Genomic DNA, 14,464 nt, shown 5'->3' on the forward strand with positions numbered 1-14,464 from the left:
CGGCTCGCAGCGTCGGGGTGGGGTGACGGCGTCAGACCGCGTCCTCGACGGCCGGGGCGGAGGCGCGTCCGAACAGGGTCCTCAGCGCGTCGTTGACGGCGTCGGGACACTCCATCATCACCAGGTGGCCCGCCCCGGGCACGCGCACGAAGTCGGCTTCGGGCAGCGCCTCGCTGATGGCCTCGCTGTGGTCGATGGGCGTGATGCGGTCTCGGTCGCCGCACACCACCAGGGTAGGCACATTCGCGAGCGCGTTGAGCGCCTCCAGCCGGTCGTGCTCGGCGATGGTCGGCCAGAACTCGGTGATGACGTCCACCGGGGTCTGGCGCAGCATCGTGTCGAGGTGGTCGACCACGGCGGCGCTGACCTCCCCGGTGCCGAAGCCGAACAGCCTGGAGGACAGGAAGGACAGCTCGCGGGCGACCCGGCGGCCGTGGTCGACGAGGCCGGGCCGCCAGGCGAGGGTCCGCATGAAGGGCGCGGTGGAGGCGCCGATGGCGCGGCCCAGCACCGAGGGGAGGCCGAGCGTGACCTGGGAGAGCCTGCCGGTGCTGGCGATGAGGGCGACACCGGCGACGCGGTCGGTGAACAGCTCGGGGTGCCGCTCGGCCAGCGCCAGGATGGTCATCCCGCCCATGGAGTGGCCGACGAGCACGATGTCGTCGCCGTCGGGGACGGTGGCCTCGATGACCCGGTACAGGTCGCGGCCGAGCTGGTCGATGGTGCTGTGCTCGGGGCGGCCCCGGCGCGAGCGGCCGTGCGCGCGCTGGTCCCAGAAGACGCGCCGCCCCCCGCCGGTGAGGTCGCGGCGCTGGTAGTGCCAGCAGTCCTGGCTGAGGGCGTAGCCGTGGCAGTAGACGAACGTGGTGCCCGTGCCGCCGTGGCCGTCGACCTCGGCGTGCAGGGGGACGCCGTCGTCGGCGACGACGGTGCGCGGCTCGCCCCGCAGCCGGCCGAACCGCTCGCCCGCTTCGGGGTCGGCCCGGTCGAGGATGCGGGAGACGACCCGCTTCTCCGCCACGACGGCTCCGGTGACGCCCGCGGCGATGAGGCTCAGCCCGCCCGCGACGACGCCGGCGGCGACCCGGGCCGCGCGGTTGGGGTTCGTGGACGCGCTCACCGGGCGGCCCCGGTGTAGGCGCGCGGCACGCGCCGGCCGACGCGGGTGACGATCTCGTAGGAGATGGTGCCCAGGGCGTCGGCCCAGTCCTGTGCGGTGGGCTCGCCGCCGTCCCCCGGGCCGAACAGGACGGCGCGGTCGCCGGGTTCGACCGTGTCGTCACCGATGTCCACGACGAACTGGTCCATGCACACGGTCCCGGCGATGGTGCGGCGCCTGCCGCCCACGAGTACGGGGCCGGTGTTGGTGGCCGCGCGCGGGACGCCGTCGCCGTATCCGAGCGGGACGAGCGCCAGGGTGGTCTCGCGGTCGGTGGTGTAGCGGTACCCGTAGGAGACGCCGCTGCCCGCGGGGACCCGCTTGCACCCGGCGACCCTGGCGGACAGCGTCATGGCGGGGCGCAGCCCCGGGACGTCCAGGCCGGGGACCGGCGACAGCCCGTAGGCGGCGATGCCGGGGCGGACCAGGTCGAAGCGCGCCTCGGGCAGGGTGAGCGCGGCCGCGGAGTTGGCGATGTGCCGGACCTCGGGGCGCAGCCCGGCCTTCTCGGCGAACTCCAGCGCCTCGTGGAACACCGCCAGCTGCGCGGCGACGGAGGGGTGGCCGGGTTCGTCGGCGCACGCGAAGTGCGAGAACAGGCCGGTGACCGTGACCAGGCCGTCGGCCTCGGCGCGCGCGACGGCCTCGATGACGCGCGGCCAGTCGGCCTCGCCGATCCCGCCCCGGTTCAGCCCGGTGTCGGCCTTGACCTGCACGCGGGCGGTGCGCCCGGTCCGCCGCGCGGCGGCGACGACCTCGTCGGCGGTCCACGTGGAGCCGACCCCGATGTCGATCCCGGCCTCGACCGCCTCGGCGATCGGCTCACCCGGCGGCACGATCCACGCCAGGAGAGGGGCGTCGATCCCGGCCGCCCGCAGCCCGAGCGCCTCGTCGATGAACGCGGTCCCCAGCCAGGTGGCGCCTCCGGCGAGCGCGGCCCGCGCGGCGGGCACCATCCCGTGCCCGTAGCCGTCGGCCTTGACCACGCCCATGACCAGCGCCCCGGCCGCCCGTTCCACGAGCACGGCCACGTTTGCGCTGATGGCGTCCAGATCGACTCTGGCTTCGGCGAAAGAAGGCATACCAGCAAGTCTGACATGCGGAGGGCAGTGGCAGGGCTGTGAGCTGCGGAACTCCCCTCGGGGCGCGGCGGCGTCGCTCCGGGAGCGGGTCACCGCAGGAGCCGGTCGGTGGTCCCGGGCAGGAGCAGGCCGAGCAGGCCCGCGACCGCGTAGGGGACCTGGCCGGGGGCCAGCGCGCCCAGGAAGCCGCCGGCGTTGGCCCGGGGGGCGCGGAGGAAGTCGCGCAGGCTCGGGTGGGCGCGGGGAACGGTCCAGCCGCTCATCAGCAGGGAGACCAGGGCAAGGCCGCCCGCCAGGGCCCAGCGCCCGTCGGCGGCGGTCAGGGCGCCGAACCAGTCGGCGAGGGCGCGGGTGGTCATGACCGCGTAGGCGGCGGCCGGGTCGGCGGCGGCCGCGCCCGCGGGCGCGGCCGCCAGGAGGACCCCGGCGGCCGCGAGTGCCGCGGGCAGGCCGAGCCCGAGGCTCAGCCTCCGCTCGGCCGCCGCCAGGTCCTCGCGGGTCGGGACGCGCCGCCAGGGCCTGCCCGCGGCGCGCGCCGACCCCATGGCGTGCTCGCGGCGGCGCAGCAGGAACCGCCAGGCCGCGCACAGCGCCACCGGCCCCCTGCTCGCGGCCGTGAGGACCACCGCGAACTCGTGCAGGATCGACGAGGCCGCCTCCACCAGCGTCACCGGGAGCCGCGCCCCGGCCAGGGCCATCCGGCGGAAGGCGGGGGCGATGTCGCCGGCCAGGTGGGAGCGGCGCCAGACCGCGCGGCCGTGCGCCCTGGCGGTGAGCGAGCGGAGCGGGGCGGCGCCCGGCAGGGGCGGTGTGGTCTCGGCCGCGAAGCGGGCCAGCCGGTAGTCCAGCACCACCGCGAACAGCAGCATGAGCAGCAGCAGCCACCGGGTCGCCGCACCGTTGCCGTACAGCCCGAAGACCACCGAGGTGACCGCGGTGGTGTCCAGCCCGGCGAGCACCGCGTTGTAGTTCAGGTGCTCCAGCGCGGCCGCGCCGAGGGCGAGCGGGGGGAGCAGCAGCAGCCAGGCCCCGTAAAGGCGGCGGCCCACGACCGCCAGGCCGAAGGCCGCGCCGACCAGCCCGGTGGTGACCGCGTGACCGGAGAAGCGGATGCCCGCGCCGGGGAGGTCCACCCAGCCGGGCAGCAGGGTGAACAGGCCGCCCTGCGGCAGGAGCAGGTCGGGGACGCCTCCGGCGAGGAGGGTGCGCGCGACGGTCTCGGCGAGTTGGAAGCCCGCCCCCGCGGCCGCCGCCACCAGCAGGTAGTCCACCGCCGCGAAGCGTTTGAAGCGGCGCCGCGCCACCAGCCAGAACAGCAGAACGGGCGCGAACTTGGCGGCCTCCTCGACGGGGACCGCGAGGTAGGCGTAGGCGTACCGGTTCGCCGGGTCGAGCCCGGCCGTCGCGGCCACGGCCAGCTCCAGGAGGGCGACGGGCCAGGTCATGAGCGCGCCGATGGCGGCCAGCCGCAGCAGCGCCGCGAAGCTCACGGTGCGGGACCGGGCCAGCCAGGCGAGCTGGACGAGCAGCCACACCGTGACGAGGGCCGCGGGGAGCACACCGGACGCCCCCGGCACGAACAGCAGCGCGAGGGCGAGCACGGCCACCGCCGCCCACCCCCACGCGCCGCGCAGGGCACGCAGCAGCGCGGCCGTCCCCGGCCTCCCCTCTCGGACCGACTCGATCCGGGCGGTGACGCGCTCGGCCAGGTCGGGGCCCGGGCCCCGGCCGCCGCGCGCGTGTCGGCCCCCCTGCTCCAGGCAGCCGTACCGGCCGGCGGCGCGCAGCAGGTCGGGGTCGCGCTGGAGGCGCGCGGTCTCGGCGAAGTCGGCGCGCCCCTGCCCGATGTCGGGGCCGACCAGCGCGCGCACGTAGTCGGCCGGGCCGGCCGCCACGGTGAGGTCCCCCGAGGTGACCAGGACCGCCGCGGAGAAGTCCTCCAGGCAGACCAGGAAGTCCGTGGGCTCGTTGCCCCAGCCGCGGATGACCCCGACCAGCGACGGGACCGCGGCCCGGACCTGGGTGACCGGCTCGTAGGCGTACTCGGAGCGGGTCCGGCAGATCAGCAGGTGCTCGACGCCCATGGCCCGGGCCGCGGCCGCGATCCGTTCGATCAGGGAGGTGTCGCGCGACGCGGTGAACGGCGCGACGACCTTGCGGTCGATCCGCGTCCACCCCTGGTCGAGTTCGGTGGCGGTGGCGCAGATCCGCAGTACGAGATCGCGCGTGAGCATGGCCTGCTCGTCCATGTCCCTCGTTCTCTCGTTTCCGGTTCCGGTGTTCCCGCACGGCGTATTCCACCGGGTGGGCCCGCCGGCCATTGCCGGGGCCGCAGCGGCGGGGCTGCCACCTGCGGTGACGTGGCCGGAAAGGCTCGGCGGCCTTTCGCGGCACGCGCGGTCGGCGTCCCGTCCGCGCGGCCCCTACGTTATCGCGGGGAAACGGAGGATTTTCAAGGCCTCCGCGTTTTCACTTCCTTTCAGCAGGAGGAGCGGCGTGGACTTTTTCCGGAATTACGTGAACTCCGCGGAAAGGTCAGGCGGCGGGAAGGACGACCTCGGCCAGGAGCGCGCGGTGGTCGGTTCCCGGGACCAGGTGGGTGCTGGTCCGCACGGCGCGGGCGCGCTCGTCCGCCAGGACGTGGTCGATGACCACGCCCGGCACCGTCCCGCCGACCGGCCAGGTGGCGTCGAAGCCGTTCCCGGCCGCGGCCGCCGCGTCGGTGTAGCCGGTGGCGAGCAGTTCGCGCAGGACCGCGTGGTCGGTGGTCGCGTTGAGGTCCCCCGCGAGGACCCGGACCGCTCCGTCGGGGTCGGCATGCGGGAGGTCGGCCATGTACCGGGTCCAGTCCCGGGTCATCCCCGGCCCCAGGGGCGGGAACGGGTGCGCGGAGACCGCCTCGACGGGAACCGCGCCGGGGACCGCGACCTCCGCCCACGGCATCTCGGGCTCGTGGTCGGTGGGGCCGGCGATCCGGGTGAGCGGGTGGCGGGAGTACAGGCCGCCCCCGGAGGCCCCGAGGCGCGCCTCGACCACCGCGTGCGGCAGCGTCCCGCCGATCCCTGCCGTCTCGAGCGCGTCCGCCGCGTCGGGGGTGAGCTCCTGGAGGCTGAGCAGGTCCACGTCGTTCCGGCGGACCAGGTCGACGACCGTCTCGGCGTCCGCCGAGCCGAGGTACATGTTCAGGGTGAGCACCCGCAGGGCGGGGCCGGTCGGAGCGGGGTCGGGCGGCGCGTCGGCGAGGGCGCGCGGCAGGAGGAGGCCGACGAGGACCGCGGCGACCAGGGCCGCGGCGAGCGCCGGCAGCCACCTGCGGGCCAGCAGCGCGAACAGCAGCGGCAGCACGGCGGTGGCCGCCGCGTACGGGGTGAAGGTCACGCCCGCGGTCAGCGGGTACCCCGACTCCAGGCCGAACCCCCGCACCAGCGCCCACAGCGCCCACGGCAGCAGGAGCAGGGCCGCGACGACGGTCGGCCAGGGTCGCCTCGAACGTCGCGCGGGCGCGGCGGCCCCGGCGGCCGGGCCGGTCCGGACGGTCTGTTCCACGGGCTCCCCTGTGCTTCGGCGTTCGGTCCGCGGAACGACGCGGCTCCTGCGGGCTCTGATGCTCCGAGGCCTCCCGTGGTTCTCCCCGCAGCGGCTCCGCGGTGGTCCCGACGCCGGCGTCGGGACCGTCAACGGGGTTCGCGGGCGCGTTCGAGACCGAGGGCGACGATGTCCGCGACGAAGGTGTGCTCGGGGTCGTCGCGGTCGGCGAGCACGTCCAGGCCGGTCTCGTCGACCCAGGCGTACTCGGTGTGCTTGTCCCGTTCGAGGGCGGGCGCGTCGAGGTCGCCCTCGACGCGGACCAGGTAGTCCACCTCGAAGCGTTCGACCCCGTCCCCCGGCGTCCAGGTCAGACTGCCCAGATCGGCGACGACCTCGGTGAGCCGCCAGCCGGTCTCCTCCCGGATCTCCCTGGCCAGCGCCTCGACGACGCTCTCCCCGGGTTCGACGTGCCCGCCGACGATGTCCCAGGAGTCCGGGAAGATCGCGCGGTGCGGAGCGCGGCGCTGGGCGAAGGCCCGCCCGTCCGCGTCGACGATCACCGCGCCGACCACCCAGCGGCGTCCGTCGTCCGCCACCTCCGGAACGTCGACGCCGTCCGCGATCGCGACCCGTTCCACCATCCCCGCCCACTCCCCTGTCGTCTGCCGCCGCCTGCGACCCTACTGCTCCCCGGAGCCGCCGTTCCTCCGCCCGGGCAGCCGCACGGCCAGCAGCCCGGCACGCGGGGCGAGCCTCGCGGCCATCCCGAACACGGCGTCGGTGCGGCTGCGGTCCTCGTCCATGACGGTGAACAGGTTCGCGCCGAGGTAGTAGGTGATCGCGCCGTAGGCGACCTCGCGGGCCGGGAGCAGCCGTCCCAGCGCCGACCCGCCGACCACCCGCTCCCAGGTCTGCTCGACGAACTCCAGCCACGGTTCGGCCCGCCGGTTGACCTCCGCGCGCAGTTCGGGCTTTGTCACGGCCGCCGCCACGAGTTCGGCGAACAGCGTCAGGTGGCCGCCCTCCAGGTCGGTGCGGTAGATCTCGGCCGCCGCCTCGACGAGCTCCTCCAGGTTCCGCGCCCGGGCGGCGGTGGCGCGGTGCGCGGCCATCCGCTGCGCCGACGACCGGTCCAGCGCGGCGAGGAGCAGCTGGTCGACCCCGCCGAAGTGGTAGAAGACCAGCGCCGAGTTGACCTCGGCCCTCTTGGCGATGACGCGCGCGGAGGCCTTCGCGTAGCCCTCCTCCCGCAGGGTCAGCGCCGCCGCCTCGACGAGCCGCTCGCGGGTCTGCTCGCTCGACCGGCGCCCCTGCGCCGCGCTCCTGTCCACTTCCACTCCCCTTCCGCACCGCCGGTCCGGCGGTTCCCTCTTTTCCCCGCCCCCGCTTCATCGTACGGTTTAATCACTTGGTTAAATCAGTTGCTCAACCCGAGTCGAGGAGGAAGCGTGCGGAAAGAGGAAGACCCGGGCTCCCCGCCCTCCGAGCCCGATCCGACCGGCGGGGCCCCCACCGGGCACGGCATGGAGGCCGACCCCGGGCAGGCGGCGCGCGCCCGGACGCTCCTGGCCGGGGTGCTGCTCGCGCTGTTCGCGGCGATGCTCGGCCACAAGGTGCTGAACGCGGGCGGACTGGAGCAGACCGCGCTGTTCTACGTCGGCCTGCCCGCGCTCATCGCGCTGACCGTGGTGTTCACCGCGCGTCCGCGCAGCGCCGTCGGAGTGGCGATGGCGGTCACGACCGTCGGCCTGGCCCTGGCCGGTCCGCTGCTGGACGAGGGCGTGGTGTGCCTGGTGATGGCGGCCCCGCTGTTCTACCTGGTCGCCGCGGCCGTGGGCGCCGTGCTCGGACACGCCCGCGGACGGCACGCGCTGGTCGCGGCGCCCGTCCTGGTCCTGCTCTGCCTGGAGGGCGTGGCCGGGACCAGCTACCTGCCACGCGCCTCGGAGGGCCGCGCGGTCCGGTTCGTCGAGGACACCCCCGCCGAGATCGCCGCCGCGCTGGCCGCCGAACCCGTGTACCCGGCCCAGGACTCCTGGTTCCTCGGCCTGCTCCCGCAGCCGACCGGAGCCGAGGGCACCGGCCTGGACGTCGGCGACCGCCGCGAGGTCCGCTTCCCCGCGCGCCGGTCCCTGGGCCTCGGCGCCGAGCCCACCCCGCGCTCGCTGGTCCTGGAGGTCGCGCGCGGCAGGGCGGACGACAGCGGCGGCCTGGTCGTGTTCACCGTGGTGTCGGACACCACGCTGGCCCGCTGGCTGGACCTGCGCGAGGCCGAGGTCGCCTGGGAGGCCGTCGACGGCGGGACCCGGATCGAGTGGACCCTGCGCTACCACCGCACGTTCGACCCCTCCTGGTACTGGGGCCCGCTCCAGGGCCACGCCGTCGACCAGGCCGCCGGGTACCTGGTCGACACCTTCACCCGCGTCCCCCAGGAGTCCGCGTGAACATCCCGGTTCCCGACCCCGCCCTGGTCAGAGGGGTCGGACTGTTCCTCCCGCTGGCCGCCGCCGCGATCGCCGCCGCGGCGCGCCCGCCCGGACCGCGGGAGGTCGGCGCGGCCGTCGTCGCCACCGCCTGGAGCTGCGCCGCGCTGTACCCGCTCAACCTGGCGGCGGTCCGGACCGGCTGGTGGGAGTTCCACGCCGAGGGCGCGGTGCTGCACGGCGTCCCGGTGGACCTGCTGATCGGCTGGGCGGTGCTGTGGGGCGCGCTGCCCGCGCTCCTCGACCGGACGGCCGTCCCGCTACCGCTGGTGGTCCTGGCCTGCGGCTGGCTGGACCTGGTCCTGATGCCGCTGGCCGGACCGGTGGTCGTCCTCGGACCGGACTGGCTGGTCGGCGAGGCCGCCGGGCTGCTCCTGTGCCTGCTCCCGGCGGCCCTGCTGGCCCGCTGGACCCGGCTCGGCGTCCTGCTCCCCGCGCGGATGTGGGCCCAGGCGCTCCTGGCCGCCGCGCTCATGCTCCTGCTCCCGCTGCACCTCCTCGGCGCCGGACCCGCCTGGCCGCCCCCGTGGGACGCGGCGGGCACGCAGGTCCTGCTGCTCCTGCTGCTGCCCGGCCTGGCCGCGGCCCGGGAGTTCGCCTCGGCGGGCGGCGGAACCCCACTGCCCTACGACCCGCCGGTCCGCCTGGTCTCCAGCGGTCCCTACTCGTACGTGCGCAACCCCATGCAGACCGCGGTCGTGTCGGCCTACGCGGGCTGCGCGGCGCTCACCGGCGAGCCGCTGATGCTCGCCGCGGCCGCCGCCGCGTTCGCCTACGGCGCGGGGTTCGCCTCCTGGCACGAGGGCGGGCAGCTGGAGCGGGCCTTCGGACCGGACTGGCGGCGCTACGCCGACGGCGTGCGCCCCTGGCTGCCCGCCTGGCGCCCCTGGACGGGGCGGCCGCCCGCCCGCCTGTACGTCGCGCGCACCTGCGGCCTGTGCTCGGGGGTCGCGGGCTGGCTCACCGCCCGCGACCCGGTGGCGCTGCGGCTGCTCCCGGCCGAGACCCACCCGGGGGCCCCGCGCCGCCTCACCTACGAGACCGCGGACGGCCGCGCGGTCTCGGGCACGGCCGCGTTCGCGAAGGCGCTGGAGCACCTGAACCTGGGCTGGGCGCTGCTGGGCTGGGCGATCGCGCTGCCCGGAGTGGCGCAGCTCGTCCAGCTGGCCGCCGACGCCTTCGGCGCGGGCCCGCGGACACCGGTGCCCGGGCCCGGCGAACCCGGTGCGGGCGTCCCCGGCCGCCGCCGTCACCCCGTCTTGAGGAAGTCGATCCTCGGCGGCACCGGCTCGTCGGACTCCAGTTCCGTGCAGCCGCCGATCGAATCGCCGGGAAGCGCCAGTTCGATCGCCCCCGCGGTCGTCCAGCCGCACGTCCACCCGTCCACGGTGGCGAACCCGCCGCTGCCGCCGCCACCGGGGGCCACCTCGCCGCGCCCGTCGAAGTAGCCGCCGACGATACCCATCGCCTCCTCGCAGGTGACACCGTAGGCGCCGGAACTCACCTCGACCACCGTGCCGCCGTCGGCCGTGGACAACGGACCGCACACCCCCGCGATCAGCTTCTCCTGGTCGGGCCCGTCGATGGAGACGGGCTCGCCGAAGGACTCGAACACCAGCTCGCGCTCCAGGCTCTCGGTCGTGTAGTCCAGCCGGACCGGATACCCGTCCGCGCCGATCCACAGGTCGAACAGCGCCTCCGAGGTCGTGGCCCCGCCGTCGGCGTTCCGGTACTCCACCGCCTCGAACGTGCCGGAGTAGTGCGTGGCGGCGACACCGTCGACCGTGTCGGAGCCGTTGCCGACGAGGTCGTCGGACTCGGCGATGGAGCGCAGCGGCTGAAGCAGCGCGTCGACCGTGTGCCGGTCGCGGTCCACGTCCGGCGGATTGCGCCGCCATGAGTCGTCCACGACGCTGTAGAGGTAGAGGTCCCCGCCCGTGTCCAGGTATGTCCGGCCGCCGCCCTCGTTGGCCCGGGTCTCCTCGAGAACGGGGTCGGGCTCACTGGTGTAGCGGTACTCGCCGGTCTGGCCGCTGACCGCGATCAGGTACTCGATCCGCTCCTCTTCGCTTCCGGTGAAGGAGTCGGGCTGCCGGCGCGCCTCCTCCTCCGTGATCCGCTGGTCGTACGCGACGACGAAGCTGTCGGCCCCGGCCGCCAGGTCCGCCGCCATCGCCACGAACTCCTGGGGCGTGCTCGGGGAGGGGGCCGGGGTCGGTGAGGACGCCGCCTCCTGCGGTCCGGTGAGCGCGTCTGCGGCGAAGTAGCCGCCGGTTCCCACGGCGGCGGTGCCGATCACGGCGGCCGCCACCACCGCGACGACCTTGCCCGTCCCGGCGCCCGCTCCCACGGCGGCCGCCGCCCCGGCCCCCGCCCCGGCACCGCCCGTCCCCGCGCCCGTGGCGGCCGCGGCCCCCGCTCCGGCGACCCCCGCCCCGGTGGCGGTGCTGGCGGTGGCCGCCATTCCGGTGGCCGTGGCGGCGGCGACCCACAGCGCCGGGCGGTGCCACCCCGCGTCGATGCCCCGCCAGCGCTCGCCCAGGCGCACCCGCAACCGCTCGGTGCGCGCGGGCAGCCCCTCGAGACGGATCCCCTCGGCCTCCTCGACCCCATCCATAAGCGCCATGACCTCGCCGAACACCGCGTCGGCGGTGGGACGCCCGGCCGGGTCCTTGGCCAGCGACCGTTCCACCAACGGCAGCAACTCCTCGGGGACGCCCTCGGTGTCGGCGGGCTCCTGCCTGGCCCGGCGGGCGAGCTCGGCGGTGTCGGCCCTGCCGAAGGGGTTGCGGCCGGTCGCGGCGAACGCCACCATCGCCCCCCACGCGAACACGTCCGCCGCCGGGGTCGGCGCGGTCCCGTCGTACCGCTCCGGACTCATCCAGCCGGGCGAACCGAACACCGCGCCGCCCGAGCGCTCACCGCCGGCCGCGTGCCGGGCGATGCCGAAGTCCAGCACCTTGGGCCCCTCGGGCGCGAGGATGACGTTGCCGGGCTTGAGGTCGCAGTGCACCACCCCCGCGGCGTGGATCGCGGCCAGCGACTCGGCCACACCGGCGGCGAACGCCACCAGCATGTCCCCCTCCAACGGCCCGTTCTCGCGCACGTGCGCGCGCAGCGTCCGCCCCGGCACGAAGTCGGTGGCCACCCACGGCCGGGCCGCGTCGGCGTCGGCCGCGTGCACCTCGGCCGTGCACAACCCGCCCACCAGACGCATCAGGTCGATCTCGGCGGCGAACCGGGCCCGGAACTCCGCGTCCGCCGCGAACCTCGCGTGCACCACCTTCACCGCCACACACGCGTCGCGCCCGTCCAGCGCGCCGAACACGGTCCCCATCCCGCCCTGCCCGAGCCGTCCCACCACCCGGTACGGCCCGATCCGCGCCGGATCCCCCGGCCGCACCGGCTCCAGTTCGGGGGGCAGCACGGAGGCGTTCGGCGGAATGGGGGAAGTCATCGATCTCCTCGGGTGCGGTCGTTCGATCGCCCTCGGAACGTCCCGAGAGGGCGGGAGAATCCGATTCTCCCGTGTCGTCCGGGTTTCACACCGACGGAAACACCGGATGTGACCGGATACGGCCCATTACGAAGACGTCACGGCGCGAGCACCGAGAGGAGCGCCCCGGGGAGGGCGTCGAACAGGTCGGAGGCGCTGACGGCCGCGCCGTCGCGGGCGCGGCGGGCGGCCAGGCCGTGCAGGTAGGCGGCGCACGTGGCGGCCTCCCACGGGGACAGCCCCGACGCGAGCAGCGCCCCGGCCACGCCCGCCAGGACGTCCCCGCTGCCAGCGGTGGCCAGCAGCGGGGTGCCGGTCGGGTTGGAGACCACCGGCTCCCCCGGTTCGGCGACGAGTGTGGTGGAGCCCTTCAGCAGAACGGTGCAGCCGTACTCCCCGGCGGCACGGGTGACGTGGTCCAGCCGGCGCGCCTCGACGTCGGCGCGTTCGGTGCCGGGTAGCAGCCGGGCGAGCTCCCCCGCGTGCGGGGTGAGCAGGGTGGGCGCGCGCCGCCCGCTCACCAGGTGCGGGCGCTTGGCCAGCAGGGTGACGGCGTCCGCGTCCACGAGCACCGGCAGGTCGGTGGCCAGGACCGCCTCCAGCTCCATGACGGCCGTCGGGTGCAGTCCCCGCCCGGGGCCGATCACCCACGCCGATACCCGGCTCGGCAGATGGCCGACGGGGTCCGTGGGGTCCAGTGCCGACACGACGGCCTCGGGCCACCTGCGCACCACCTCGGTGGCGGCCTCCGGCTGGCCGACGTAGCGCAGCATCCCCACTCCGGTGCGCAGCGCTCCCCCGGCCGCGAGCACCGCCGCCCCCCGGTAGCGGTCGCTGCCCGCGGCCAGGCCGAGCACACCCCGACGGTACTTGTCGCTCTCGGGCGTCGGACGCGGCAGCAGCGCGGCGATGTCGGCGGCCTGCGGGGACACCACCCGGGGCGCGGGCAGCTCCGGGGTCAGGCCGATGTCCGCGAACTCGACCACTCCCGCCCGCGCCGCCCCCGGATCGACGAACAGACCGGGCTTGTGGGTGCCGAAGGTGACGGTGACGTCGGCCCGCACGCAGACCCCCTCGACCGCGCCGGTGTCCGCGTCGACGCCGCTGGGCAGGTCCACCGCGACCACCGGAGCGCTCACGGCCTCGGCCAGCGCGGCCAGCCGGGCGTACGGCTCGCGCAGGGCTCCCCGCACGCCGATGCCGACCAGCCCGTCCACGACGATGTCGGCCCTGGCCAGCTCCGCGTCGGCCTCCGCCGGGTCGAGGAGCCGGCCCCCGGCCGCGCGCAGCGCGGTGAGCCCGCCCCGGTGCGCGGACCGCCCCGCCGGGACCGCCGCCACCGCGGCGCCCCGCCGGGCCAGGACGGCCCCGGCGAAGAGCGCGTCACCGCCGTTGTCACCGCTCCCGACCAGGAGCACCACCCTGGCGCCGTACACCCGGGGAAGCATCCGGGCGCAGACCGCGGCCAGCCCGGCGGCCGCCCTGCGCATGAGCGCGCCCTTCGGCAGCCGCGCCATGAGCGCCTCCTCCGCCTTGCGGACGACGTCCACGGTGTGTGCTCTGCGCATGGCTGCCCCTGTACGGTCGGTTTCCTCGGCCTTGGGCAGCATGCCCGCCCCGGGGCGCGGTCACTCTGCGGGGCGCGGGCAGACGCAGAAGGGGTGGCCCTCCGGGTCGAGCAGCACCCTCCAGCGCTCACCGCCCGGCTGGTGGACGGGCCGGGTCGCGCCCAGCCGGACGAACCGGGCCTCGGCCTCTGCGAGGTCGGTCACATGGGTGTCGAGGTGGAAGCGCTTGGCTCCGGACTCGTCCGGCCAGGTGGGCGGCTGGTGGCCCGGGACCCGGCCGAAACCGATCGGCGTCCCCTCGCCCGCGATCATCGCGTACTCGTCCTCGCTGTGCCGGACCTCCCAGCCGAGCACCGCGGCGTAGAAGGCCGAGAGCCGGGCGGGGTCCGCGCAGTCGATGGTGACCATGGCGAGGGTCGCCGTGGAGGTCATGGGGCCTGCTCTCTGGTGGTTCCGGACCGATCGCCTGACATCCTGGACCGGGAGCCTGACAGCCGCCGTCAGGTGCACGGGGGCTTTCGCGTACGGTCGGAGGTGGCCTCGCCGGGACGCGCGGTCGGACCGGACTCCTGGTTTACTCTTTTCCACTTCGAAGATCAGCCGTCAGCCCCCGAAAACCAGCATGGAACCCTCCCATGACCCACACCGACAACCGCGTCGCGGCCGACTCCGGCCTCACCGACCGCGTCTCGCTCCTGCAGAACGCCATGCACAAACTCGGTGCGGACGTCATCCGGCTGCAGACGCAACTCACCGAGATCGCGACCGCCGCGCCCCCCGCGGCGCAGGAGCGGCCGCCCACTGCCCAGTTCATCTTCAACCTGTCCCGCGAGGACTACCGCGGTGAACTGGCGGCCCTGGTGTCCTGGGTGAACGACTTCCTGATACCGGTGTACGCGGGGCCCTCCCCCGACTGGTGCCCGACGTGGTGGGAGCACCACGAGGCGGTGGGCCGTCTGCACGCGCTGCGCCTGTCCTACCTGGAGCTCACCGACACCGCCGTGGCCGGGCCGTCGGGACCGGGGCAGTGGCACCGGGACCACCTGGACCCCGTCCTGGAACGGCTGCGCGCGGCCAACGGCCCCTTCACCCGCTGCCTGGGCCCCACCGGACACCGCGCCCGGGGCGCCTAGGACGTCGACGGGAGA

General features: G+C 75.5%; 11 protein-coding genes and 1 pseudogene. 3 read left to right on the forward strand and 9 right to left on the reverse strand.

All coding sequences use genetic code 11. The annotated features are described in order from the left end of the window. Positions 1 to 31: 31 nt before the first annotated feature. The 6 genes from EV190_RS14535 to EV190_RS14560 form a co-directional block, all read right to left on the reverse strand. On the reverse strand, positions 32 to 1,120 hold the full coding sequence (locus tag EV190_RS14535; RefSeq protein WP_243742582.1) for an alpha/beta fold hydrolase: 1,089 nt from the start codon (positions 1,118 to 1,120) through the stop codon (positions 32 to 34). Further along, complete coding sequence (gene alr, locus EV190_RS14540; protein WP_133742101.1) at positions 1,117 to 2,241, reverse strand: alanine racemase; 1,125 nt, start codon at positions 2,239 to 2,241, stop codon at positions 1,117 to 1,119. The genes EV190_RS14535 and alr overlap by 4 nt, the downstream gene beginning before the upstream one ends. A gap of 89 nt (positions 2,242 to 2,330) precedes the next feature. Then, positions 2,331 to 4,490 carry a PrsW family glutamic-type intramembrane protease gene (locus EV190_RS14545; RefSeq protein ID WP_133742102.1) on the reverse strand — a complete coding sequence of 720 codons (2,160 nt, stop codon included), beginning with the start codon at positions 4,488 to 4,490 and terminating at the stop codon, positions 2,331 to 2,333. A 286-nt stretch (positions 4,491 to 4,776) separates the two neighbouring features. Continuing rightward, on the reverse strand, positions 4,777 to 5,787 hold the full coding sequence (locus EV190_RS14550) for an endonuclease/exonuclease/phosphatase family protein (protein ID WP_133742103.1): 1,011 nt from the start codon (positions 5,785 to 5,787) through the stop codon (positions 4,777 to 4,779). A gap of 128 nt (positions 5,788 to 5,915) precedes the next feature. After that, entirely contained in the window at positions 5,916 to 6,410 is a 495-nt protein-coding gene (locus EV190_RS14555) for an NUDIX hydrolase (RefSeq protein ID WP_208113177.1), read from the reverse strand. A gap of 39 nt (positions 6,411 to 6,449) precedes the next feature. Next, positions 6,450 to 7,100 carry a TetR/AcrR family transcriptional regulator gene (locus EV190_RS14560; protein ID WP_133742104.1) on the reverse strand — a complete coding sequence of 217 codons (651 nt, stop codon included), beginning with the start codon at positions 7,098 to 7,100 and terminating at the stop codon, positions 6,450 to 6,452. A gap of 117 nt (positions 7,101 to 7,217) precedes the next feature. Between EV190_RS14560 and EV190_RS14565 the strand changes: the two genes are divergently transcribed. Further along, positions 7,218 to 8,213 carry a hypothetical protein gene (locus EV190_RS14565; protein WP_243742583.1) on the forward strand — a complete coding sequence of 332 codons (996 nt, stop codon included), beginning with the start codon at positions 7,218 to 7,220 and terminating at the stop codon, positions 8,211 to 8,213. After that, the gene (locus EV190_RS14570) at positions 8,210 to 9,700 is read left to right on the forward strand and encodes a methyltransferase (protein ID WP_243742584.1); all 1,491 of its coding nucleotides are present in this window, start codon (positions 8,210 to 8,212) and stop codon (positions 9,698 to 9,700) included. The genes EV190_RS14565 and EV190_RS14570 overlap by 4 nt, the downstream gene beginning before the upstream one ends. A gap of 1,199 nt (positions 9,701 to 10,899) precedes the next feature. Here the strand turns inward: EV190_RS14570 and EV190_RS24110 are convergent. From EV190_RS24110 to EV190_RS14585, 3 genes and pseudogenes are all read right to left on the reverse strand, one after another. Continuing rightward, positions 10,900 to 11,709, reverse strand: a pseudogene (locus EV190_RS24110) (serine/threonine-protein kinase); the annotation flags it as partial. Between the two features lie 137 nt (positions 11,710 to 11,846). Further along, positions 11,847 to 13,316 carry an NAD(P)H-hydrate dehydratase gene (locus tag EV190_RS14580; RefSeq protein WP_133742106.1) on the reverse strand — a complete coding sequence of 490 codons (1,470 nt, stop codon included), beginning with the start codon at positions 13,314 to 13,316 and terminating at the stop codon, positions 11,847 to 11,849. Positions 13,317 to 13,376: 60 nt separating this feature from the next. Then, positions 13,377 to 13,748 (reverse strand): VOC family protein, encoded by a 372-nt coding sequence (locus EV190_RS14585; protein ID WP_133742107.1) that lies wholly within the window; start codon positions 13,746 to 13,748, stop codon positions 13,377 to 13,379. A 203-nt stretch (positions 13,749 to 13,951) separates the two neighbouring features. On the opposite strand from EV190_RS14585, the gene EV190_RS14590 reads away from it, so the two are divergent. Next, a complete protein-coding gene (locus EV190_RS14590) occupies positions 13,952 to 14,449 on the forward strand; it encodes a DUF4913 domain-containing protein (protein ID WP_133742108.1) in 498 nt (165 codons plus the stop codon). The last annotated feature ends 15 nt before the right edge of the window (positions 14,450 to 14,464 follow it).

Source organism: Actinorugispora endophytica, from assembly GCF_004363075.1.
Lineage (GTDB): Bacteria > Actinomycetota > Actinomycetes > Streptosporangiales > Streptosporangiaceae > Actinorugispora > Actinorugispora endophytica.

Bases quoted from the DNA above. Each gene is read 5' to 3' on its own strand.
- alr (WP_133742101.1), bottom strand. From the start codon at position 2,241: ATGCCTTCTTTCGCCGAAGCCAGAGTCGATCTGGACGCCATCAGCGCA.
- EV190_RS14545 (WP_133742102.1), bottom strand. From the start codon at position 4,490: ATGGACGAGCAGGCCATGCTCACGCGCGATCTCGTACTGCGGATCTGC.
- EV190_RS14555 (WP_208113177.1), bottom strand. From the start codon at position 6,410: ATGGTGGAACGGGTCGCGATCGCGGACGGCGTCGACGTTCCGGAGGTG.
- EV190_RS14580 (WP_133742106.1), bottom strand. From the start codon at position 13,316: ATGCGCAGAGCACACACCGTGGACGTCGTCCGCAAGGCGGAGGAGGCG.
- EV190_RS14585 (WP_133742107.1), bottom strand. From the start codon at position 13,748: ATGACCTCCACGGCGACCCTCGCCATGGTCACCATCGACTGCGCGGAC.
- EV190_RS14590 (WP_133742108.1), top strand. From the start codon at position 13,952: ATGACCCACACCGACAACCGCGTCGCGGCCGACTCCGGCCTCACCGAC.